Annotated in this window: 26 protein-coding genes and 1 tRNA gene; 20 read left to right on the forward strand and 7 right to left on the reverse strand. The window is 59.9% G+C overall.

What is annotated here, in order from left to right; translation table 11 throughout:
* Positions 1-5 precede the first annotated feature (5 nt).
* Positions 6-1,442 (forward strand): DegQ family serine endoprotease, encoded by a 1,437-nt coding sequence (locus LIY45_RS00570; protein ID WP_026078208.1) that lies wholly within the window; start codon positions 6-8, stop codon positions 1,440-1,442.
* Positions 1,443-1,509: 67 nt separating this feature from the next.
* Here LIY45_RS00570 and LIY45_RS00575 read toward each other — a convergent pair whose 3' ends face one another.
* Positions 1,510-2,943: a M48 family metalloprotease gene (locus tag LIY45_RS00575; RefSeq protein WP_017479253.1), complete on the reverse strand. Its 1,434-nt coding sequence runs from the start codon at positions 2,941-2,943 to the stop codon at positions 1,510-1,512.
* 95 nt (positions 2,944-3,038) lie between these two features.
* Here LIY45_RS00575 and LIY45_RS00580 point away from each other — a divergent pair, with 95 nt between their 5' ends.
* On the forward strand, positions 3,039-3,278 hold the full coding sequence (locus tag LIY45_RS00580) for a sulfurtransferase TusA family protein (RefSeq protein WP_154745394.1): 240 nt from the start codon (positions 3,039-3,041) through the stop codon (positions 3,276-3,278).
* Between the two features lie 40 nt (positions 3,279-3,318).
* Entirely contained in the window at positions 3,319-4,389 is a 1,071-nt protein-coding gene (locus LIY45_RS00585) for an AI-2E family transporter (protein ID WP_003211986.1), read from the forward strand.
* Positions 4,390-4,521: 132 nt separating this feature from the next.
* Here the strand turns inward: LIY45_RS00585 and LIY45_RS00590 are convergent, their stop codons facing one another.
* A complete protein-coding gene (locus tag LIY45_RS00590) occupies positions 4,522-4,995 on the reverse strand; it encodes a peroxiredoxin (protein ID WP_226474984.1) in 474 nt (157 codons plus the stop codon).
* A 10-nt stretch (positions 4,996-5,005) separates the two neighbouring features.
* On the reverse strand, positions 5,006-5,566 hold the full coding sequence (locus LIY45_RS00595; RefSeq protein ID WP_003172487.1) for a glycine cleavage system protein R: 561 nt from the start codon (positions 5,564-5,566) through the stop codon (positions 5,006-5,008).
* A 261-nt stretch (positions 5,567-5,827) separates the two neighbouring features.
* Here LIY45_RS00595 and dapA point away from each other — a divergent pair, with 261 nt between their 5' ends.
* From dapA to LIY45_RS00660, 13 genes are all read left to right on the forward strand, one after another.
* The gene (gene dapA, locus LIY45_RS00600) at positions 5,828-6,706 is read left to right on the forward strand and encodes a 4-hydroxy-tetrahydrodipicolinate synthase (RefSeq protein WP_010176584.1); all 879 of its coding nucleotides are present in this window, start codon (positions 5,828-5,830) and stop codon (positions 6,704-6,706) included.
* Positions 6,707-6,723: 17 nt separating this feature from the next.
* Entirely contained in the window at positions 6,724-7,839 is a 1,116-nt protein-coding gene (gene bamC / locus LIY45_RS00605) for an outer membrane protein assembly factor BamC (RefSeq protein WP_226474985.1), read from the forward strand.
* Between the two features lie 4 nt (positions 7,840-7,843).
* Positions 7,844-8,602 (forward strand): MBL fold metallo-hydrolase, encoded by a 759-nt coding sequence (locus LIY45_RS00610; RefSeq protein ID WP_226474986.1) that lies wholly within the window; start codon positions 7,844-7,846, stop codon positions 8,600-8,602.
* A 28-nt stretch (positions 8,603-8,630) separates the two neighbouring features.
* Positions 8,631-9,344: a phosphoribosylaminoimidazolesuccinocarboxamide synthase gene (gene purC, locus LIY45_RS00615; RefSeq protein WP_003211975.1), complete on the forward strand. Its 714-nt coding sequence runs from the start codon at positions 8,631-8,633 to the stop codon at positions 9,342-9,344.
* Positions 9,345-9,427: 83 nt separating this feature from the next.
* Positions 9,428-9,517 (forward strand) — tRNA-Ser (locus LIY45_RS00620).
* 121 nt (positions 9,518-9,638) lie between these two features.
* On the forward strand, positions 9,639-10,034 hold the full coding sequence (locus LIY45_RS00625; RefSeq protein ID WP_017479235.1) for a nucleotidyltransferase domain-containing protein: 396 nt from the start codon (positions 9,639-9,641) through the stop codon (positions 10,032-10,034).
* Positions 10,024-10,458 (forward strand): DUF86 domain-containing protein, encoded by a 435-nt coding sequence (locus LIY45_RS00630; protein ID WP_177068335.1) that lies wholly within the window; start codon positions 10,024-10,026, stop codon positions 10,456-10,458. Before LIY45_RS00625 ends, LIY45_RS00630 begins: the two co-directional genes overlap by 11 nt.
* Positions 10,459-10,534: 76 nt before the next feature.
* Entirely contained in the window at positions 10,535-11,092 is a 558-nt protein-coding gene (locus LIY45_RS00635) for a cytochrome b (RefSeq protein WP_226474987.1), read from the forward strand.
* Between the two features lie 43 nt (positions 11,093-11,135).
* Positions 11,136-11,687 (forward strand): tetratricopeptide repeat protein, encoded by a 552-nt coding sequence (locus LIY45_RS00640; RefSeq protein ID WP_226474988.1) that lies wholly within the window; start codon positions 11,136-11,138, stop codon positions 11,685-11,687.
* A 59-nt stretch (positions 11,688-11,746) separates the two neighbouring features.
* On the forward strand, positions 11,747-12,244 hold the full coding sequence (locus LIY45_RS00645; RefSeq protein ID WP_226475255.1) for an RNA polymerase sigma factor: 498 nt from the start codon (positions 11,747-11,749) through the stop codon (positions 12,242-12,244).
* Entirely contained in the window at positions 12,241-13,008 is a 768-nt protein-coding gene (locus tag LIY45_RS00650) for a transcriptional regulator (RefSeq protein WP_226474989.1), read from the forward strand. Before LIY45_RS00645 ends, LIY45_RS00650 begins: the two co-directional genes overlap by 4 nt.
* A gap of 503 nt (positions 13,009-13,511) precedes the next feature.
* Entirely contained in the window at positions 13,512-13,895 is a 384-nt protein-coding gene (locus LIY45_RS00655; protein ID WP_226474990.1) for a DUF3077 domain-containing protein, read from the forward strand.
* A 162-nt stretch (positions 13,896-14,057) separates the two neighbouring features.
* On the forward strand, positions 14,058-15,683 hold the full coding sequence (locus LIY45_RS00660; RefSeq protein WP_017479228.1) for a methyl-accepting chemotaxis protein: 1,626 nt from the start codon (positions 14,058-14,060) through the stop codon (positions 15,681-15,683).
* Here the strand turns inward: LIY45_RS00660 and LIY45_RS00665 are convergent.
* Complete coding sequence (locus tag LIY45_RS00665; protein WP_226475256.1) at positions 15,652-16,503, reverse strand: hypothetical protein; 852 nt, start codon at positions 16,501-16,503, stop codon at positions 15,652-15,654. The two genes, LIY45_RS00660 and LIY45_RS00665, sit on opposite strands and share 32 nt — an antisense overlap.
* A gap of 230 nt (positions 16,504-16,733) precedes the next feature.
* Between LIY45_RS00665 and LIY45_RS00670 the strand changes: the two genes are divergently transcribed.
* Positions 16,734-17,636 carry a LysR family transcriptional regulator gene (locus LIY45_RS00670; protein ID WP_017479226.1) on the forward strand — a complete coding sequence of 301 codons (903 nt, stop codon included), beginning with the start codon at positions 16,734-16,736 and terminating at the stop codon, positions 17,634-17,636.
* Here LIY45_RS00670 and LIY45_RS00675 read toward each other — a convergent pair.
* Together LIY45_RS00675 and LIY45_RS00680 are read right to left on the reverse strand one after the other, a co-directional pair.
* Entirely contained in the window at positions 17,628-18,386 is a 759-nt protein-coding gene (locus tag LIY45_RS00675) for a substrate-binding domain-containing protein (RefSeq protein ID WP_226474991.1), read from the reverse strand. The two genes, LIY45_RS00670 and LIY45_RS00675, sit on opposite strands and share 9 nt — an antisense overlap.
* 12 nt (positions 18,387-18,398) lie before the next feature.
* Positions 18,399-19,691: an MFS transporter gene (locus LIY45_RS00680; RefSeq protein WP_017479224.1), complete on the reverse strand. Its 1,293-nt coding sequence runs from the start codon at positions 19,689-19,691 to the stop codon at positions 18,399-18,401.
* Between the two features lie 198 nt (positions 19,692-19,889).
* Here LIY45_RS00680 and LIY45_RS00685 point away from each other — a divergent pair, with 198 nt between their 5' ends.
* Positions 19,890-20,036, forward strand: coding sequence for a hypothetical protein (locus LIY45_RS00685; RefSeq protein ID WP_017479223.1), 147 nt, complete (start codon positions 19,890-19,892; stop codon positions 20,034-20,036).
* 126 nt (positions 20,037-20,162) lie between these two features.
* Here the strand turns inward: LIY45_RS00685 and LIY45_RS00690 are convergent, their stop codons facing one another.
* On the reverse strand, positions 20,163-20,552 hold the full coding sequence (locus tag LIY45_RS00690) for a VOC family protein (protein WP_017479222.1): 390 nt from the start codon (positions 20,550-20,552) through the stop codon (positions 20,163-20,165).
* A gap of 134 nt (positions 20,553-20,686) precedes the next feature.
* Between LIY45_RS00690 and LIY45_RS00695 the strand changes: the two genes are divergently transcribed.
* Positions 20,687-21,409, forward strand: a complete 723-nt coding sequence (locus tag LIY45_RS00695) for a GntR family transcriptional regulator (RefSeq protein WP_003211913.1) — start codon at positions 20,687-20,689, stop codon at positions 21,407-21,409.
* Positions 21,406-22,194, forward strand: a complete 789-nt coding sequence (locus tag LIY45_RS00700) for an SDR family oxidoreductase (RefSeq protein ID WP_017479221.1) — start codon at positions 21,406-21,408, stop codon at positions 22,192-22,194. The genes LIY45_RS00695 and LIY45_RS00700 overlap by 4 nt, the downstream gene beginning before the upstream one ends.
* Positions 22,195-22,271: the final 77 nt, after the last annotated feature.

Here is a 22,271-nt window from a genome sequence, read left to right on the forward strand (position 1 = left end):
GCTGTATGTCGATACCACGTTTGAAGTCTTACCTATCCATAGTCGCCACGGTGCTGGTGCTGGGTCAGGCCGTTACCGCGCAAGCGGCCGAGCTGCCTGATTTCACCCAACTGGTGGAGCAGGCGTCGCCTGCCGTGGTGAACATCAGTACTACGCAGAAGCTGCCGGACCGTAAAGTCTCCAACCAGCAGATGCCTGACCTGGAAGGCCTGCCGCCGATGCTGCGGGAGTTCTTCGAACGTGGCATGCCCCAGCCGCGCACGCCTCGTGGTGGTGGCGGCCAGCGCGAAGCCCAGTCCCTCGGCTCGGGCTTCATCATCTCGCCTGACGGTTACATCCTCACTAATAACCATGTGATTGCCGATGCCGACGAGATTCTGGTGCGCCTGGCTGACCGCAGTGAGTTGAAAGCCAAGCTGGTAGGCACAGACCCACGTTCCGACGTGGCCCTGCTGAAAATCGACGGCAAGGACCTGCCGGTGCTCAAGCTGGGCAAATCCCAGGACCTGAAAGCCGGGCAATGGGTCGTCGCCATCGGTTCGCCGTTTGGTTTTGACCACACCGTGACCCAAGGCATCGTCAGCGCCATCGGTCGCAGCCTGCCGAACGAAAACTACGTGCCGTTCATCCAGACCGACGTGCCGATCAACCCGGGCAACTCCGGCGGTCCGCTGTTCAACCTGGCGGGCGAAGTGGTCGGCATCAACTCGCAGATCTACACCCGCTCCGGTGGTTTCATGGGCGTGTCGTTCGCGATTCCGATCGACGTGGCCATGGACGTTTCCAACCAGCTGAAAACCGGTGGCAAAGTCAGCCGCGGCTGGTTGGGTGTGGTGATCCAGGAGGTGAACAAAGACCTGGCTGAATCCTTCGGTCTCGACAAGCCAGCCGGTGCCTTGGTCGCTCAGATCCAGGACGATGGCCCGGCAGCCAAAGGCGGCCTGCAAGTGGGTGACGTGATCCTGAGCATGAACGGCCAGCCGATCGTCATGTCTGCGGACTTGCCACACCTGGTGGGCGCACTCAAGGCCGGCAGCAAGGCCAAGCTGGAAGTGATCCGCGACGGCAAACGCCAGAACGTTGAGCTGACTGTCGGCGCGATTCCGGAAGAAGGCGCGGCGCTTGACGCGTTGGGCAACAGCAAGCCGGGTGCCGAACGCAGCAGCAACCGCCTGGGCATTGCCGTCGTCGAGTTGACCGACGAGCAGAAGAAGAGCTTCGACCTCAAGAGCGGTGTAGTGATCAAGGAAGTCCAGGACGGCCCTGCCTCCCTGATTGGCCTGCAACCAGGTGATGTGATTACCCACCTGAACAACCAGGCCATCAACTCCACCAAAGAGTTCACCGACATCGCCAAGGCGCTGCCGAAGAACCGCTCGGTGTCGATGCGCGTCCTGCGTCAGGGGCGTGCCAGCTTCATTACCTTCAAGCTGGCCGAGTAATCCGCTAGTCCAATAAAAAGCCCTGCTCTCGATGGACGAGAGCGGGGCTTTTTTGTGGCTGTAAGGTTTAGCCCATCATGTCTTTGATCATGCGTTCCTGGTCGATGAGTTCACGCTGGCGTGCATCGATGCGTGATGAGAGCGGGAAGTTGCTGCCGGCGCGACGCTTGGCGAAGTCCAGTTGCTGGATGGCCTGCTTGAAATCTCCCACCAGGGCGAAGTACTCGGCGCGGGCCTGGTGCAGGCCGATGATATTGCCCGACAAGCCACGGGTTTCCGCGACCTGGTACCAGACATCCGGATCGTCTGTGCGTGATTTAAGCAGGCCTTCCAGGGCTTTTTCCGCGTCAGCGGTACGGTTCTGCTTGAGCAGCAGGTCCACCCGCACCTGGTTCAGCGGGTAGTTGCCTGGATATTGCGTCAACATCCGGTCCGTGCGCTGCTGGGCGTCCGGCAGGCGATTGTTGGTCATGTCCAACTCGATCTGCGCCAGGTTGTAGGTGATGTCGTTGGGTGCCTTGGCCAGCAGCGGCTTGAGGTTTTCCCGGGCCAGGTTGAACTGCGCGCCTTTGATCTGGGCGATGGCCAAGCCATAGCGCGCCACATCATTTTTCGGGTTTTCATCCAGCTGAGCCTGGAAGCGCTTGGCTGCCAGGCCTGGAGTGTCTTCGTAATACAACTGCACGCGCGCGCGGATCAGCTGGTAGCGCAGGCTGTCTTCAATGCCGCCCGGCTTGGCTTGCTCCGCGCGGTTGCGGGTATCGGCGATCCGCGATTCGGTAACCGGGTGAGTCAGCAGGAATTCTGGTGGCTTGGCGTCAAAGCGGTACTGGCGCATCAAGCGCTCGAACATGGTCGGCATGGAACGCGGGTCGTAGCCGGCCTTCTCCAGGTTGAGAATGCCGATACGATCAGCCTCTTGCTCGTTTTGCCTGGAAAAGCGGCGTTGCTCCTGGATGGCGGCGGCCTGGCTGCCGGCAATTGCGGCAATGCCCGCATCACCTGCACCCGCGGCGGCGGCGATGATGCCGCCGAGCAGCGCTGCCATCATCGGGATCTGCATGCGCTGCTGCGCTTCCACGCCTCGGGCGAAGTGGCGTTGGGACAAGTGAGCCAATTCGTGGGCCAGTACCGAGGCATATTCGCCTTCGGTCTGGGCATTGAGGAACAAGCCGCCGTTGACCCCGACGATGCCGCCAGGTGCGGCAAAGGCGTTCAACTGCGGGCTGTTGATCAAAATGAATTCCAGACGCCGGTCATTGACCTGGCTGGTCTCCACCAGTTTGTACACGCTGGTTTCGACGTAGTCCTTGAGCTGCGGGTCGTTGAGTTGCGAGACCTGGCCACGCAGGTAGGCCAGCCATGCCCGGCCCAAATCGTATTCCTGTTTTGGCGAGACAATGGCAGAACTGGCGTCGCCAAGTGACGGCAGGTCGTCAGCGAAGCCTGGAGAGGCCAGCAGGCAAGCCAGCGTCAGCAGGGTAGGGCGCAAAAAAGTCATGCACAAAGCCTTTCGACAAAGAGCTTACTGTAGCCGGACACTGAGCTTCGGACCAGATATTCTAAGCGCCCCCGATGCCCACCCGGAGTTAAACCATGACTGACGCTGTAGCCTTCGATGCCGAACTGGATGCCAGTGGCCTTAACTGCCCGCTGCCATTGCTCAAGGCCAAGCTGGAACTCAATCGACTGGCCAGCGGCGCGGTGCTCAAGGTGATCGCCACGGACGCGGGCTCCCAGCGGGATTTCCGTACGTTTGCCAAGCTGGCCGGCCACACCTTGCTGCGTGAAGAAGACGAAGCAGGCGTCTATCGTTACTGGTTGCGCAAGGCCTGAATCGCGTGAATATGCTGTCCTTATCGCCTGAGGTTTATTGATGTTCAAAGTGTTGCGTGACTGGATTCAGCGCTACTTTTCCGATGAAGAAGCCGTGGTGCTGGCCGTCCTGCTGTTTCTTGCCTTTACGGCCGTGCTCACCTTGGGCGGCATGCTGGCGCCGGTATTGGCAGGGATGGTGCTGGCGTACCTGATGCAAGGCCTGGTCTCCATCCTGGAGCGTTTGCGATTGCCGGGCGGGGCGGCGGTGGGCCTGGTGTTTGCCTTGTTCATGGGGCTGTTGCTGGTGTTTATCGTGATCGTAGTGCCTTTGTTGTGGCATCAGTTGATCACCTTGTTCAACGAACTACCGGGCATGCTCGCCAAGTGGCAGTCATTGCTGCTGCTGTTGCCCGAGCGTTATCCGCATCTGGTGTCGGACGAGCAGGTATTGCAGGCCATTGAAGTAGCCCGCGGTGAAATCGGAAAGTTCGGACAATGGGCACTGACCTTTTCTCTTTCGAGCTTGCCGTTGCTGGTCAACATCATGATTTACCTGGTACTGGTGCCGATCCTGGTGTTTTTCTTCCTCAAGGACCGCGAGATGATCGGTCGTTGGGTGCGTGGCTATCTTCCCCGTGAGCGCGCGCTGATTACCCGGGTCGCCGAAGAAATGAACCGGCAGATAGCCAACTACATCCGTGGCAAGGTCATCGAGATCTTTATCTGCGGTGGCGTCACCTACATCGGCTTTGTCGCACTGGGCCTGAACTACGCTGCCCTGTTGGCGCTGCTGGTGGGTGTTTCAGTGGTGGTGCCATACGTCGGCGCGGTGGTGGTGACAGTGCCGGTGATGTTGATCGCGCTGTTCCAGTGGGGCTGGAGTGATCAGTTCATCTACCTGATGGCGGTGTACGGCATCATCCAGGTGCTGGACGGCAACGTGCTGGTGCCGCTGCTGTTCTCCGAGGCGGTGAACCTGCATCCGGTGGCGATCATCTGTGCGGTGTTGTTGTTTGGCGGGTTGTGGGGCTTCTGGGGGGTGTTCTTTGCGATCCCCCTGGCGACACTGTTCAAGGCGGTGCTGGATGCCTGGCCTCGGCAGGAGCCTGTTGTAGCGCCGTTACTCTGAGAGTTGTGGTGCCGGTGCAGGCCTCATCGCGGGCAAGCCCGGCTCCCACATTGACTGAGTTGTCCTGTCGAACACTGATCACATGTGGGAGCTGGCTTGCCTGCGATAGCTATTTCAAAGCCAGCAAGTGAGTCAAGCCTTGTTCAGGGCCTGCGCCGCTGCCAGCACGGCATCCACATGGCCTGGCACTTTCACACCACGCCATTCCTGACGCAGCACACCATCCTTGTCGATCAGAAACGTGCTGCGATCAACGCCCAAATATTCCTTGCCATACAGCTTCTTCAACTTGATCACATCAAACAGCTGGCAAACCGCTTCGTCCTTGTCGCTGATCAGCTCAAAGGGGAATTCCTGCTTGGCCTTGAAGTTCTCGTGGGACTTCACGCTGTCCCGGGACACGCCAAACACTTCGGTGTTGGCCGCCTTGAACGCTGCGTGCTGGTCACGGAAGCCCTGGCCTTCAGTGGTGCAGCCCGGGGTGCTGTCTTTGGGGTAGAAGTAGATCACCACTTGCTTGCCCTTGAGCTCGGCAAGGCTGAAGGTCTGCCCGCTGGTGGCCTGGGCTTCGAAATCGGCTACCGGTTTGTCGATGACTACTGCCATGAAAACTTCCTTACATTGGGTTCTGTGGGCGCCATGGCTCGATCAGTGCGTCGAGGTTCAGGGCATCGGCGAAATCCAGGAACTGGTCGCGCAGCCAGCTGATCTGCACGCCGGCCGGCAAGGTCACGGTAAAGGTAGCGTTGAGCATGGTGCCGCCGGTCTGTGGAGCCTGATAGGTGTCGCAGGTCAGGTTTTCCAGTTCGACGTTATGGTCGATAAAGAACTGGCACAGCTCGTTGACGATGTCCGAGCGGTAGGCCGAACTGACATAGGCAACATAAGGCAGGGCCTGGGGACGGTTTTCCAAGGCGGCGCTGCGCACCACGTTGACCGTGAAGTCATGCTTCTTCGCCAAACCCGGCAGGCCGGTTTCAAGGCGGGCCAGAGCGTCCCAGGTTCCGGAAATCTGCAGGACCAGCGCACTGCACTCGCCATGGCGGGTCAGGCGGGAGGTCACGACGGCGCAGCGGTTTTCATGGCTGGCGCGGCACAGGACGTTAGTCAGCTCCATGGGGTTGGCGCCAAGGGCACTGATGACAAGGAATTGTTCGCGGACTGTGGGGGTGGACATGCAGCCTTCCTAAAGCGATGAGCGGTCGATACGATGCAAGCGGTATCAATCAAAGGATCAAGGGTAGCGAAAACCATCGCCAAGGGCTAGGAGGTGGCGTTTTCATTACGTAATCAGCTTCATCAAACCCCGCTTTGGCCGAATGATGGCGTTGCCGCGAACTAAGTTGATCCAGAACGCATCCTCAGGCGGTACTTCGCTTGTACAAGCATCTTGGCGCCAGTACCATTACCGCTCTCTTTTTCCGGCAGGAGCGGTTGCATGATTGCGGGCAGTATGGTGGCACTGGTCACACCCATGGATGCACAAGGTAATCTCGACTGGGACAGCCTGGGCAAACTGGTGGACTTCCACCTGCAAGAGGGCACCAACGCCATCGTGGCGGTCGGCACCACAGGTGAATCGGCCACACTGGATGTGGAAGAACACATCGAAGTGATCGAATTCGTGGTCAAGCGTGTTGCAGGGCGTATTGCCGTCATCGCCGGCACGGGCGCCAACTCGACCCGCGAAGCGATCGAATTGACCCGCAACGCCAAGAAAGCCGGCGCCGATGCCTGCCTGCTGGTGACCCCGTACTACAACAAGCCGACCCAGGAAGGCCTGTACCTGCACTTCCGCGCTATTGCCGAAGCGGTCGACATCCCGCAGATCCTCTACAACGTGCCGGGTCGCACCGCCTGCGACATGAAGGCCGAGACCGTGATCCGCCTGTCCACCGTTCCGAACATCATTGGTATCAAGGAAGCCACCGGTGACCTGCAACGCGCCAAGGACATCCTGGCCGGCGTCAGCAGCGACTTCCTGGTGTATTCCGGTGACGACGCCACTGCCGTCGAACTGATCCTGCTGGGCGGCAAAGGCAACATCTCGGTGACTGCCAACGTCGCACCGCGCGCCATGAGCGAGCTGTGTGCCGCAGCCATTGCCGGTGATGCGGTCAAGGCCCGGGCGATCCACGAACAACTGGCACCGCTCAACAAAACCCTGTTTATCGAATCCAACCCTATCCCCGTGAAATGGGCGCTGCATGAGATGGGCCTGATGCCGGACGGTATCCGTCTGCCGCTCACCTGGCTCAGCGAAGCCTGTCACGAACCGCTGCGACAGGCCCTGCGCCAGTCCGGCGTCCTGGTTTAATTGAGGAAGCACTACGCATGAAGCGATTGGCCGGACTTTCCGCACTTGCCTTGATTATCTCCAGCACCAGTGGCTGCGGTTGGATCTGGGGCCCGGAAGGCTACTTCCGCGACCGCGGTAGCGATTACCTGGAAGCCCAACAAACTGCCCCGATGAAATTGCCGCCGGACGTCAATGTCGCCAAGCGCCTTGACCCGTTGCTGCCGATTCCGCGCAACGTGGCCGACGACACCTTCAAGGGTGAATACGAAGTGCCGCGTCCACAGCCGCTGTCGGCCGTGGCCGAGGCCAGCGACTACAGCCTGCAGAAGAGCGGCGACACCCGTTGGGTCATGGCCCAGCGCCCACCTGCCGAAGTCTGGCCGGTGGCCGTCCAGTTCTTCCAGGACAACGGTTTCCGTATCGATGAGCAACGCCCGCAGACCGGTGAATTCACCACCGCGTGGCAGCACACCAGCGAACTGTCGGCGTCCATGGCCAAGCGCCTGCAAGCCGGCGGCGTAGCCAATGACAGCGAAGCCCGTATCCGCGTGCGCATCGAGCCAGGCGTGCAGCGCAACACCAGTGAAGTCTATGTGGTAAGCGCCGAGCGTCCTGCCGGCAGCACTGCCAACGTCGACTTCACCCCACGTTCGGTCAACACCGGCGTGGACGCTGCCCTGGTCGACGAAATGCTCGCCAGCATGAGCCGAATCTCCGAGAAGGGCGGTTCCGTCTCCCTGCTCGCCGCCGGTAGCTTCGACACACCTAGCCGCGTCAGCCTCAGCGAAGACGGCAGCGGTAACGTTGTGCTCAACCTGGGTGAAGACCTGGATCGCGCCTGGTCGAGTGTCGGCCGCGCGCTGGAGCATGGCGAATGGCGGGTTGAAGACATCAACCGCAGCCTGGGCCTGTACTACATCAACTTGGCTGAAAAAGCCGAGAAGAAAGACGAAGAGCCAGGTTTCTTCAGCAAGCTGTTCGGCAGCAAGCCGACCAAGGAAGAAGTCGAGACCCGAGCCGAGCGTTACCAGGTTCGTTTGAGCAAGGTAGGCGAAACCGTGCAAGTCACCGTCGAGAAAAACATCAACACCGTGGCGCCGGCAGAAGTGGCGCGCAAAGTGTTGGGCGTGATTCAGGACAACCTGGGCTGATCCGATGCGTTTTGCCGTTCTCGGCAGCGGTAGCCAAGGGAACGGCACGCTTGTAGCCCACGACGACACGTACGTCCTGGTGGATTGTGGTTTCTCCCTGCGGGAAACCGAGCGGCGCCTGCTGCGCCTGGGGGTTCACCCCGCGCAGCTGAGCGCGATTCTGGTGACCCACGAACATGCCGACCACGTGCATGGCGTGGGTTTGCTGTCTCGGCGCTACAATCTTCCGGTGTACCTGAGTCGCGGTACCTTGCGCGGGATGCGCAAACCGATCGAACCCGCAGGTTTGCTGGCCGGTGGCGACCAATTGCAGATCGGTGCCTTGAGTATCGCTGTGATTGAAGTGGCCCACGATGCCCAGGAACCGACGCAATACGTATTCAGTGATGGTGAACGGCGCTTCGGCCTGCTCACCGACCTGGGTTCCTACTGCGCCAAGGTGCTGGACGGTTATCGCGACCTCGACGCATTGATGATCGAGTCGAACCACTGCCGTGACCTGCTTGCACGGGGTCACTACCCGGCCTTTCTCAAGCAGCGGGTCGGCGGGCAGTTTGGACATTTGAACAACCACCAGGCGGCGTACCTGGTGTATGAGTTGGGCTGGCAAGACCTGCAACACCTGGTCCTGGCCCACCTGAGCAGCAAGAACAACCTGCCGCAGCTGGCCCGGCAATGTTTTGTCGACACCCTTGGGTGCGACCCGGACTGGCTGCAACTGGCCGATCAAGATTCAGGGCTCGACTGGCGACACATCGCCTAGCCCACCTACTTAGCAAGCGGAGCCCATCATGGAAAAACGTGAAGAACTCTACCGCGGCAAAGCCAAATCGGTTTACAAGACCGACGACGCCAACCGCTTGATCCTGCTGTTTCGCAACGACACCTCGGCGTTCGACGGCAAGCGCATCGAACAGCTCGACCGCAAAGGCATGGTGAACAACAAGTTCAACGCCTTCATCATGCAGAAACTCGAAGCGGCCGGCATTCCGACCCAATTCGACAAACTGCTGGGCGACAACGAATGCCTGGTGAAAAAACTCGACATGATCCCGGTCGAGTGCGTCGTGCGTAACTACGCGGCCGGTAGCCTGGTGAAGCGTTTGGGCGTGGAAGAGGGCCTCAAGCTCAACCCTTACACCTTCGAACTGTTCCTGAAAGACGACGCCAAGGGCGACCCGTTCATCAACGAATCCCACGTCGTGGCATTCGGTTGGGGCACCGCTGAACAACTGGCGCGCATGAAAGAACTGTCGCTGAAGGTCAACGACGTCCTGAGCAAACTGTTCGACGACGCCGGCCTGCTGCTGGTGGACTTCAAACTGGAATTCGGTGTGTTCCACGACGGCTCCATCGTCCTGGGCGACGAATTCAGCCCGGACGGCTGCCGCCTGTGGGACAAGGACACCCGCAAGAAGATGGACAAAGACCGCTTCCGTCAGGGCCTCGGTGACGTCATCGAAGCTTACGAAGAAGTCGCCAACCGTCTCGGCGTACCGCTGTAATCGACGCAAGCATCTGATAGCACGGAAAAAAATCGCTTTGGCGCTTTGCTTCCAGGAAACAGGCTGTTATGATGCGCGCCGTTGGAGAGATGCCAGAGTGGCCGAATGGGACGGATTCGAAATCCGTTGTACCTTCACCGGTACCTAGGGTTCGAATCCCTATCTCTCCGCCATTATTGAAAAATGAAAAACCCCCGATAACTTCAATGTTGTCGGGGGTTTTTTGCTTTCAGTCAGAAACTGCATAATGAATTCTGCTACGGTCTTCGTTAATTGGCGCTTCGGACATCAGTCATGAATTTTAAAAAAGTACTGGCGCGTTTGCAGGCTGAAGTTCCCGAACTATTGGCTGTGTATGTGTTCGGTAGCCAAGTGACGGGTGAGGCAGGTAGTGAGAGTGATCTGGATGTTGCGGTCCTTTCTGCGGGAGTGGTCGAGCCTTTATTGCTATGGCAGCTCTCCGGGGAGTTGGCCGATATAGTTGGAGTTCCAGTCGACTTGCTTGATTTGCGCGCAGCCTCAACAGTAATGCAATACCAAGTATTGACCACTGGGCGTCGGCTCTGGTCCGGGAACGTCCAGGCGGGTCTATTCGAGAGCTACGTCCTGAGCGAAAAAACCGCGCTGGACACGGCAAGGGCTGAGTTGTTGGCGGATATCCAGAAGGAAGGGAAAGTTTATGGTCGATGATGTTCTCATCAATAAAGCAGCCAGCATTGAGCGGTACGTTGCGCGCGCCCGTCAGGAATACGATAAAGATCCCACCAGCTTCGCCACAGATTTCACGCGCCAGGATGCGGCGATTTTGAATATTCAGCGTGCCTGTGAGGCAGCGCTGGACATGGGCCAGCACTTGATTCGTCGTGAGCGCCTGGGCGTTCCACAAGGCGCTCGTGACGTGTTTGAGTTGTTATGCCAGGGCGGTTGGGTCAATCCTGCGTTGCTGACCAACCTGAAAAACATGGTCGGGTTCCGTAACATTGCTGTTCACGAGTACCAGACGCTTCAACTGCCGATTACCGTAGCGATCATCACAAAACACCTGGGGGAGTTTCTAGCATTTAGTTCGCATATCTTGACCAAGGATGCGGGGTTGGAAAATAAACAGGTCTAATCTGTGAATTTTACTCTCCCTCTGAATAAGTTTTCCTGCTGCGGTGTTCACCACACAGCCCCCCCAGGAAACGCCCATGAACAGCCCCGCCGACCGCTACGACCGCCTGACCCGCACCTTCCACTGGCTGACCGCCGCGTTGGTGATCTTCATGTTCGCCAGCGCCCATATCTGGGAAAACCTGGAAAAAGGCACGCCGCTGCGCAAGGGCCTGCAATCCGTCCATATCTCCCTGGGCATCGCCATGGCAGTGCTGATCGCTGCACGTATCCTCTGGCGTCTGTTCGGCGGTAATCACCCCAAGGCCGACAATCACCCTGCGCTTAACCTGGCCGCCAAGATCGCCCACGGCTGTCTATACCTGTTACTACTGACGCAGGTGATCCTGGGCTTTTTGTTCCGATGGGCCCAAGGCGAGCCTTTCAGCTTTTTCGGCCTGTTCCCCGTCCCCGCGCCATTTGTGATTGATCACGAGTTGCGTGGCACCTTGGGTGGCCTGCACAACAACGTCGCGTGGGCGATCATCGTGCTCGCGGGGCTGCATGCCTGCGCCGCGCTGTGGCATCACTACATCCAGCGCGACAGCACGCTGCGCCGCATGCTGCCCGGCCCTCGGGGCGATCTTCAACACTGAGTTTGCTGCTGTACTTTTCCTATCGTTACGGAGCATGAACGCCATGAAGAATCGTCCCAAACACGCCGTTGGTTACCGCACCGCTCTGTTCTTCGGTGCCTGTATGGCCGCCGCATTACTGGCCGGGCAGGCTCACGCTTCCGGTGACGAGTCGGCGCCACCCAAACCCAATTGCCCCAAAGGCCAGGTCTGGGATACCAAGACCGGCAAGTGCGTGCTGCAAACCAGCAAAGCCACGTCGGACGCCGACCGCACCGACTACGCCTATCGCCTGGCCAAGGATGGGCGTTATGAAGAAGCCCTGTCACTGCTCGACACCCTGCAGAACCCGAACACCGCCAAGGCCCTGAACTACCGCGGCTACGCCACCCGTAAACTGGGGCGCACCGATGAAGGCATCAGCTACTACCTGAAGTCCGTGGCACTGGACCCCAACTACGCACAAGTCCGTGAGTACCTGGGTGAGGCCTACGTCATCAAGGGCCGCGTGGACCTGGCCCAGGAGCAACTGGTGAAAATCAAAGCCTTGTGCAGCACAACCTGCGAAGAATACGAAGACCTGGCCGAAGCCATCGCCGCCGCGCCTCAGGCTTGAACCCGTGAGCGAACAGTCGGGAGATCACCATCACCCAAGACGCTGAGTTGCGCCGTGAGTTGAGCCAGCTATTGCCACGTTTATGGCGATACGGGTTGGTGCTGTCGCGACAAAAGCATGTGGCGGATGACCTGGTGCAAGCCACTTGCGTGCGGGCGTTGGAGCGTGCAGGCCAGTTCATGGCCGGTACGCGGCTGGACCGTTGGCTGCTGACGATCATGCATTCGATCTGGCTTAACGAATTGCGCTCGCAACGGGTACGGCAAGGGCAGGGGTTTGTCGATGCCGAGCAGGAGTTGTCATTTGACGGCGAAACCCTGGCCCAGGATCAAGTGCTGGCCGCGCAGGTGATCAAGCGCGTCAATGCGTTGCCTGAAGCCCAGCGGGAGACGGTGTTTTTGGCCTACGTCGAAGGGCTTTCATACAAGGAAATTGCCGAAGTCCTGCATATTCCCGTGGGAACGGTGATGAGTCGGTTGGCCGCTGCGCGCTTGAAACTGGCTGAAACGGCGCACTCAAGCGGCTTGTTGGATAAATCGAGCGGAGAACGACGATGACTCAAAATACACCACCGTCGGATGAACTGCTGGTGGCTTATCTGGACGGCGAGTTGGACCCGCAGCAGCGCCAGCTTATCGATAACCTGCTGGGCATCGATCCCACCGTGACCGCCCGCTTGGAGCAGCTCAAGCGTGGTGAGTTACCGTTCAAATCCGCCTTTGATTCGGTTCTCGACCAAGCCCCTGCCGAACGTTTGCAGGCGATGCTCGGTGCCTTGCCGGCAGCACAAACACCCACCCTGAGTCGGCGCAGGTTTCTCGCGGTTGCGGCAAGCTTTGCGGTGGCCGGCGTGGTCGCCGATCGACTGTTCATGACCTGGCCCCGACCAGAGCCCGGTTCGGGCTGGCGTGCCTCGGTCGCCGAATACATGGCGCTCTACACGCCCCGGACCCTGGAAAACCTCAGCACTGACCCCGACTCCCATATCGCCCAACTGAGTTCGGTCGGGAGCCAGCTCGGCCTGCCGTTGAGCCCGGATGCAGTGCACCTGCCCGGCGCCGAATTTCGCCGTGCACAAATCCTCGATTATGACGGCGTACTGATCGGCCAACTGACTTACCTCGACGCGCGGCACGGCCCGCTGGCGCTGTGCATTACGGCGGCGAAGAAAGGAGCCGTGGCCATGGCCACCGAACAGCGCCGGGGCATGAACGTGGTGTTTTGGTCCAGCCCGTCTCACGCCTTCATGTTGATTGGCAGAAATCCGTTTGAAGATTTGCAGATCATGGCGCGCAGTGCCGAGAAGGCGTTGTCCGCCTAGAAATACGACACTCAATCATCGCTATCGGGATAGACGACTCGCCCGAGTATCCAAGGCGCTACCCCATCGCTATGCACGGTGCGCAGAAATGAGCCCCACTCGGCCCGACTGTGGGCATCAGGTCCGATAACGGTTAGTAACAGATAGTCATCGCAGTAGGAGGCAAGAGGGCGCAAGGTGCCTTGCTAGTTACACCCTTTCAGTGATGTCTGTAGCCTGATTCTTTAGCTGCCAGTGCAGGGTTGCGCTGCCAGAGGCACGGCGGTAACCTTCGCCCCGTCGCCCCCATGGCGACCGGTTTTGACAGACCGATTTACAGGTGTACAACCTCCATACGATTACAGGCTGCTTTAGCTGTGGCGTCGTTTTATGGCGGCTGTACGTGGGGCATCTTCGGGTGCGCCGGGTCCTGTATACCGGTCTGTCAACCCGCGTACAGCTGCCACCCAATCCTGTTTGACAGCAGGGGAATGGCAGCTCCGATTACATACAGGAGCTACACCATGAAAAAGATCACCCCCAATCCCCCTGATTCTTTCGGCGCTCGCGCGCACAACAAACTCACTGACGGAAAAATGTCCGACGCGGCGCAAAGAGCGCTTGATTATTACCTGAGTGAACCTGCGCCCGAATCGGCTGAAATCGACGAGCGCCCACCACGCAAAATCTTCCTCGTAGGTGCGGATGTAGGCACCGAAGAAGCACTGGCCAACGCCACCGAAATCCTGTCGTCAGCGCTGGAAACGGCCTACCGCTGCGCCGATGGTCAAGACAGCATTCACTATCGATTAACCATGGGGCTGGCCCAGTTGATCGAGAATGCTCAGGCGTTGGTCGACTCGGTACTCGACCGTCAATTTGCAGCTGATAAACCCGCCAACCCGTGAACGCCAACGACGCCCCGCAAAGCCCGCTGTAGCTAAAAGCCAGCGGGCTTTTTCGTGGGAAATTTTATATCTGGCAACTTGCACGAATTGCGCTCAAGTCCTGCCCTGGCTGGCCGAAACTCTGTCATACGATGTCGTATGCCAATAATGAGAACAATCGCCATGTCGCTCCGCAGCCTGTCCATCGCCCGCCGCGCGGGTCTCGGTTTTGCCTTGATTGCCTTGCTCGTGGCGCTGCTGGGGTTCTTTGCACTCTCGAACATGGCGAGCATCCGCGAAAGCGCCGTGCAGGTTGAAAGTGGCCTGGTGCCCAAGATGCGCCTGGTCTCGGACATTCGCGAAATCATGCTGCGCATCCGCACCATTTCCCTGCGCATGGCCCTTGATCCCAACCCGGCGAGCCTCTCGCAATACCGTAGCCAGATGGACACCCGCAGCCAGGACCTGACGAAGAAACTGGCCGACCTGAATGCGGTGATTGATACCCCCGAGGTACGCAACCTTTATGATCAGTTCCAGGTCTCCCTGCGTCAGTATCAGCAAGGTCTCACTCAGTCATTCATCCTCGCCGACAAGCAGCAGACCACCGAGCTGAACAAGTTGCTGTTGGTGGACATGAAAACTGTGGTCGACGGTTCCGGCAATCAGCTCAATGCCTTGGCCGACTACTACAACGCCCAGATCAACCTGCAGGGCCAGACCGCGCAGGCGCAGTACAGTCGCTCACGCACGATGGTCTTCGGCTTCGTGCTGCTGGCGGCGTTGAGCACCGTGGCCCTGGCGTGGTTGCTGACGCGCAGCATTGTGGGGCCCCTGAGCCACGCGGTGCGTGCCGCGGAAAACGTCGCTCGGGGCGACCTGACCCAGACCGTTGAAGTCACCGGCGACGACGAAGTGACGCGCCTGCTCGTGGCACTGCAGAGCATGCAAGGCAGCCTGCGGGGTACCTTGCAGTTGATTCGCCAGTCGGCCGGGCAAATGGCGGCCTCGGCCACCGACCTCAACGGTATCACCGACCAGAGCAACCGCAGCCTGCAAAAGCAGACCGCTGAAATCGAGCAAGCCGCCACGGCGGTCAACGAGATGACCTCCGCCGCCGATGAGGTGGCACGCAATGCCGTTTCCACCTCCGAATCCACCCGGCTCTCCAATGAAACGGCCCGCGATGGCCAGCAGCGCGTCGGCGAAACCGTCAGCGCGATTCAGGCGCTGAGCACCAACATCGGTGAAACCTCGAATCTGGTGCAGAACCTCGCCGATCAATCGCGGGACATCGGCAAGGTGCTCGATGTGATTCGCTCCATCGCCGAGCAGACCAACCTGCTGGCCCTGAACGCCGCCATCGAGGCTGCGCGTGCCGGTGAGTCCGGGCGTGGCTTTGCAGTGGTGGCCGACGAAGTGCGTGCGCTGGCCCATCGCACCCAGCAATCGACCCTGGAAATCGACCAGATGGTGACCGCGATGCGCAGTGGCTCCAGCGAGGCACTGACCTCAATGCAGTCGAGCACCCAGCGTGCCAGCGAAACCTTGATCCTGGCCGAAGGCGCCGGTGGCGCATTGAGCCAGATCACCGACTCCATCGATCAGATTCACCAGCGCAACCTGGTCATCGCCAGCGCCGCCGAGGAGCAGGCCCAGGTGGCCAAGGAAGTGGACCGCAACATCGTCAATATTCGTGACCTGTCCGCGCAATCGTCTTCGGGAGCGGGGCAGATCAACGGGTCGAGCCAAGAGCTGGCGCGCTTGGCCGTGTCGCTCAACGAGGCGGTGGCGCGGTTTCAGCTGTAACCGGGTCTACCCGTGCCACGGACGGCACCAGTTCCAGGATACGGTCACGACCCCCTTCGGCCACCAGGTACGTTCCCTTTGTCGTACGCACAATCGACTGTGGCGCCTTCAGGAAAGACAGAATCGTCTGCTGGTGTCCTTGCTTGTCGATCAACAACAAACGCGCGCGGTGTGTGGAATCCTCGTTGATCCATAACCCGCGTTCATCGCACATCAGGAAGGTGGGTTTGTTCAGTTGGCCCAGCACCACCGGGTCGCTGCCGTCGTTGGTCAGCTCTCGCACCACGCCCTTCTTCTTTTCTGTGTAGAGCATGCGCCCATCCGTGCAGCGAACAATCGACTCGCCTTCGCTGAGTTGGTCACGCACGACGCTCAGTGTCTTGTCGCTCCAGCGATAGCGCAGGATCCGGGCAGCTACCTTGCGGTCTTCGATGGCGTAGAGGTACTCACCGTCGTCCCACAGCCCTTGCACGCTGTCTCCCCTGAACAGCTCAGTGACGACGCCGTCCTTGAGGAAACTGACCGGCGCGCCATCCACTTCCTGGCTGAACACCCAGCCGCCCTGAGTGGCGACCATGCCATCGGGCTTGGAGAGATTGCCTACCACCAGTTCGCGTTTTCCGTCGGGCAAGATGCGCACGATACTGCCAAGCCCGTTGCTCAATTCCTGGCTCACCATCAGCGAGCCGTCGGACATCGGCATCAGGGATGCGGCCTTTTCCACATCGCGGTGGACTACTTGAACACTCCAGCCATCGGCGGCGCTGACCGGGTAAAAGCTTTGCCAGGCAAAGAAGCCCAGGGTGACGGTGCACAGCAGGCCCGATAGCCATAAACCCGATCGGAGTGCTCGATAAGGCGAGTGGGTTGCATGAGCCCTTTTTATTGTTTTATCCATTGATGACTGCCGATAGGTATTTGTGAAGAGGATTTGCACGCGTCCGCCACCGTATCAAGCACAGGGCCCAACATCACCTTGCTTTTTTCAGGCGGGTACAAGCCGCTGTCCCCCATAATGACGTCACCCGCGACTACCCAACGGCCTACTCGATGATCATCAACTTCGACCTCAACGACCTCCAAGCCTTCCGTGCCGTGGTAGAGAAGGGCAGTTTCCGTGCGGCGGCCGAAGCCATTCGTATCTCCCAGCCGGCCCTCAGCCGGCGCATCGAAAAGCTCGAATCTGCCCTCGGCGTCAAACTCTTCGAACGCACCACGCGCCGGGTCAGCCTGACCATGGTTGGCCGTGCCTTTCTGCCGCAGGTCGAGCGCATGCTCGATGACCTGGACATCGCCCTGATGGGCATCAGCAACGTCGCCTCGACCCGCATGGGCGATGTCACCATCGCCTGCGTGCCGTCCACGGCGTACTACTTCATGCCCCATGTGATTTCCGAATTCCACAAGCTCTATCCGAAGATTCGTCTGCGAGTATTTGACGCGAGTGCGGGCGAGGTGTGTGCGGCGGTGGAAAGCGGCGAGGCGGATTTCGGCGTGAGTTTCAGCGGCAGCCTGGCGGATGGCGTGGAGTTCGAGCTGTTGTTGCAGGAGCGGTATGTGCTGGCCTGTCGGCGGGAGCATCCGCTGGCGGACCGCGCCAGTGTGACGTGGGCCGAGGCGTACGAGCACAACTACATCACCGTGGACAAAACCTCAGGCAATCGCTTCTTGCTCGACCAGGCCCTGCGCGGGGTGCGGGTGAAGAAGCCCAGCATCTGCGAGACCCATCACGTCACTACGATGATCGGGCTGGTGGAGGCGGGGTTGGGGGTGGCGATGGTGCCGTCGATTGCGATGCCAGGCGGCAAGCACCCGATTCTGACGAGTGTGCCGCTGGTGGAGCCGGAGGTGGTGCGCAACGTGGGGTTGATCAAGCGCCGCGGGCGTACGTTGACGCCGGCGGCACTGGAACTGGAGCGGTTGACGCGGGAGATGCCGTTCCGGTCAGTGTGAGACCGAATCCAGGCCGGTGGATTGCACCACGGGTTGCGCCTGGGGCGAGGCGAGGAATTGCAGGAGTTTTTTCGCCTGCTCGGGGTGTTCGGCGTTCACCGGAATGCCGGCGGCAAAACGGGTGACGGACTGCACGTCTTCAGGGATTTTTCCGACGTAGGTCACGCCTGGAATCGGCAGCAGTTCGGACACCTGCTGCAAGCCCACCTCGTAGTCACCCTTGGCGACCTGGGAGGCCACCGGGATGCGTTCGATCATGGTGCCCTTGGACGGCATGCCGAGTTTCTTGAACAGTTCCTTTTCGACGTAGACGCCGCTGGCGCTGTCCGAGTACGCGACGGACTTGGCGTTGGTCAGTACCGCCTTCAGTTCGGCATCGGTGGCAATCGAAGGCTTGGTTGCGCCTTCCTTGACCACCAGGCCGATGCGCGAGTCCGCCAGTTCAACGCGGGAGGCCTTGTCGACCTTGCCTTGCTTGATCAGTTCGTCCAGGGCGTAGCCGACCATGATCACCACGTCGGCGTGTTCGCCACGGGCCAGTCGGTTGGGAATTGCTTCCGGCGCCTTGCCCATCGACGGACCAAGGATGGTGTCGAGAGTGTCGCCGCTCTGGGTGGCGTATTGCGCACCCAGCAACTTGTAGGCGGCGGTGAAGCCGCCGGAGGTCATGACTTTCAGCGCTTCAGCGTGGGCGACCATCCCCAGCGAACCGATCGCCAGTGCCGCCAGTGTTTTGAATAGGGTTTTCATCAGCGTGATTCCTCAGGCAACTTGCAGACGGGCGCTGGCGCGGCGATACAGCGCAAACGTCGCGCACAGGGCGCACAGCGCGGCAAACATCAACCAGTAGGCCGGCGATGCCTTGTCGCCCGTCTCGTGGATAAACCAGGTGGAAATCGCTGGGGTAAAACCACCGAAAATGGCGGTCGCCAGGCTGTAGGCCAGGGAGAAACCCGCCACACGCACTTCCACCGGCATGATTTCGGTCAGGGCCGGGATCATCGCGCCGTTGTACATGCCGTAGAGGAAGGAGAACCACAGCAGGGTTTCCAGCATGTGCGCGAAGCTTGGCGCATTGACCACGTAGGAAAGTGCCGGGTAGGCGGTCAGTACGGTCAAAGCAGTCATGGCGATCAGCACCGGCTTGCGGCCAAAACGGTCACTGAGGGTGCCGCCGATGGGCAGCCAGATGAAGTTCGACACGGCCACCAGCAAGGTCACCAGCAGGGCGTCGGAGGTGGTCAGGTTAAGCACGGTCTTGCCGAAGGTCGGCGCGTACACGGTGATCAGGTAGAAGGCAGTGGTGGTCATCGCCACCATCATCATGCCGCCGATTACGATGGTCCAGTTCTTCACCAGGGTGGCCAGCACTTCGCGCATGGTGGGGCGATGCTTGCGGTTGGCGAACTCTTCGGTTTCCTGCAGGTTGCGGCGCAGGACGAAGATGAACGGGATGATCACGCAGCCGATGGCGAACGGAATGCGCCAGCCCCAATCGGCAACCACGGCCGGTTCCATCCACTGGTTCAGGCCATAACCCAGGGCGGCCGCGACCACGATGGAGATCTGCTGGCTACCCGATTGCCAGCTGGTGTAGAAGCCCTTGCGGCCCGGTGTGGCCATTTCGGCCAGGTACACCGACACACCGCCCAGTTCGGCACCGGCCGAGAAGCCTTGCAACAGTCGGCCCATCAACACCAGCAGCGGTGCCCACAAACCAATGGTGTGGTAGCCCGGTACCAGCACGATCAGCAGGGTGCCGCTGGCCATGATCGCCAGGGTCACGATCAAGCCTTTGCGACGGCCCACATCATCGATGTAAGCGCCGAGGATGATGGCCCCCAGCGGACGCATCAAAAAGCCTGCGCCGAACACGGCGAAGGTCATCATTAATGACGCAAATTCATTCGCGGCAGGGAAGAAGGCAGCGGCGATATAGGTGGCGTAGAAGCCGAACAGAAAGAAGTCGAACTGTTCGAGAAAGTTGCCGGAGGTGACGCGAAAGACCGCGCCGACTTTTGAGCGGGCAGAGTCAGGTCGTGAAGGGTTTTGCATGTTCTTGTGTCTCCAGCGTTCTTTTTGAAGTGCTTGTTTCGCTTAAGACCGCGGATAGTGGCTGACACATTTAGAAATGATAAGTGAGTTGTTTACATGGATTGATGTGCCTTGGTTATCAATGACTGGGATCACACAAAACCGCTCCCTCATCTATGCTTGTCCATTGTGTCCAATTCTTACGGACGGGAGGTGGGTATGAGCAACGAACACAAGCAACGTGATGAGTTGGAGCAGGAGCGCGCCAGGCAGCGTCGCGAGGAAGAAAAGCCGCAGACCTGGAAGCATCCGGACGATGGCACCGAACTGTCCGAGCGCGACCAGGAGCGCCCGCTCAAGCCCTGATGCAGGCAATTCACTGTGGCGAGGGAGCTTGCTCCCGCTGGGCTGCGCAGCGGCCCCAAGATTTTTGGGAGCGCTTCGCACTCCAGCGGGAGCAAGCTCCCTCGCCACGTTCAACCTGGCTAAAATTCACTGAATCGGCGTACACAACTCCACCAGCGTGCCATCCGGGCACCGCACATACGACACCACCTGCCCCCAAGGCTTGGTGCTCGGCGCAGCAAGTTCTTTCGCACCCGCCGCCAGCGCTCTGGCATGGGCCTTTGACACATCTTCAGTAACAAACCCCAACTCCATCCCCAGCGGCTGCTGTGAGGCATGCGCCTCCACATGCCCGCCCTTGAAGTTGATCTCGCCCAACTCATGGGCCGCGAAGGAAAGGGTGGTGCCACCCGTCTCCAACTCGCCATACGTCCCCGATTCATGCAGGAAACGACGACTCAAACCGAAGGCTTTTTCGAAGAACTGCAGGGAGGCAGCGACGTCCGGCACATAGACGATGGTGTAGGCGAATTTCATGGTTCAGCGGTCCTTGCTTGAGAGAGAGCCCATTTAAGTCAGCGTCACACTCATGGTCAACGGGAAACTATTTGACATATTTGATTTGTGATCACATATTGGAGCCATAAGAACGACAACACAGGTTTTGACTCATGACAGATGGCCCGCTCCTCCTTCCCACCTTGCGCCAAGTGTCCCGCGACACCTTGCAAGACCAGGTCTATCGCCAGATTCGCGAAGCCTTGATGAGTGGTCGTTTCCAGCCCGGCCAGAAACTCACCATCCGCGGCCTCGCCGAAGCCCTCGGCTCCAGCCCCATGCCGGTGCGCGAAGCCCTCCAGCGCCTCAGCGCCGAAAACGCTTTTGAAGTCACCGAAACCTCCCGTCTGCGGGTCCGCATGATGACGGTCGAACGCCTGCGGGAAATCCGCGATGCGCGGGTCGCCCTGGAAGGTTTGCTGGCAGAAAAAGCCGTGTTGCTCCTGGAAAAAGCCGACCTCGACGAAATCTCCGACCTCTGCCAACAGATGCAACAGGCCGCCGACGAGGTCGACGTTTCCCGCTACCTGTGGACCAACTTCGCCTTTCACCGTCGGATCTATGCCGTCGCCCAGGCCGAATTGACCATGGCCGCCGTGGAAAACTTCTGGCTGCACATGGGCCCGTGTTTTGCCCTGGTCGCTCCCGATAAAGCTCACTTGCAGCGTTCGATGGAGGCGCATACGCGCATCGTCGAGGCCCTGGCCGCCCGCGATGGCGCTGGCGCCCGCGCTGCCGTGACCGATGACATCATGCAGGCCGCCGATTCCCTGGCGCGCCTGCTCGTCAAGAACGACCGTTCGCGGTCGTCTGTTTCAGGAGGTAAACGTGCATGAGTGTCCTACAGCGGCTGCAGCCCTATCCTGGGTTACGTGTGTTGATTTCCGGCGGGGCTGCCGGTATCGGTGAAGTGTTGGCGGCGGCCTATCTGGAGGCGGGCGCCAAGGTGCATGTGTGTGATATCAGCGAACCGGCCCTGGCGGCGTTTCGCGACAAGTACCCGGGCACCGTTGCCACCCGTGCCGACGTGAGCGATGCCGCGCAGATCGAGGCGGTGTTCCAGGTGCAGCGCGAGCAATTCGGCGGGCTGGATGTGCTGGTCAACAACGCCGGGATTGCCGGGCCCACTGGCGGTATCGACGCCATCAGCGATGCCGAGTGGCAAGCCACGATCAACATCAACCTGACGGCGCAATACCGCTTTGCCCACCACGCAGTGCCGATGCTCAAGGAATCGTCCCACGGCCATCTGCTGCATATCGCCTCGGTCGCCGGGCGACTCGGCTACGCCTGGCGCACGCCGTACGCCGCGACCAAATGGGCCATCGTCGGCCTGATGAAATCCCTGGCCTCGGAGCTGGGCGAAAGCGACATTCGCGTCAATGCCTTGCTGCCCGGCATCGTCGAAGGCCCGCGCATGGACGGCGTGATCCGCGCCCGTGCCGAGCAGGTCGGCGTACCGGAAGCCGAGATGCGCCAGGAATACCTCAACAAGATCTCCCTCAAGCGCATGGTCACCGCCGAAGACGTCGCGGCCATGGCCTTGTTTCTCTGCTCGCCCGCCGCCCGCAATGTCACCGGCCAAGCGATCAGTGTCGACGGTAACGTCGAATACCTGTAGGCCGCGTCAGCGTTTAGCCAAGGAAGAACACACAAGCCACACCCGGGATTTTTTTCATAAGAATAAAAGTCGGAGAA

Source organism: Pseudomonas sp. MWU16-30323, from assembly GCF_020515595.1.
Taxonomy (GTDB): Bacteria; Pseudomonadota; Gammaproteobacteria; order Pseudomonadales; family Pseudomonadaceae; genus Aquipseudomonas; species Aquipseudomonas yamanorum.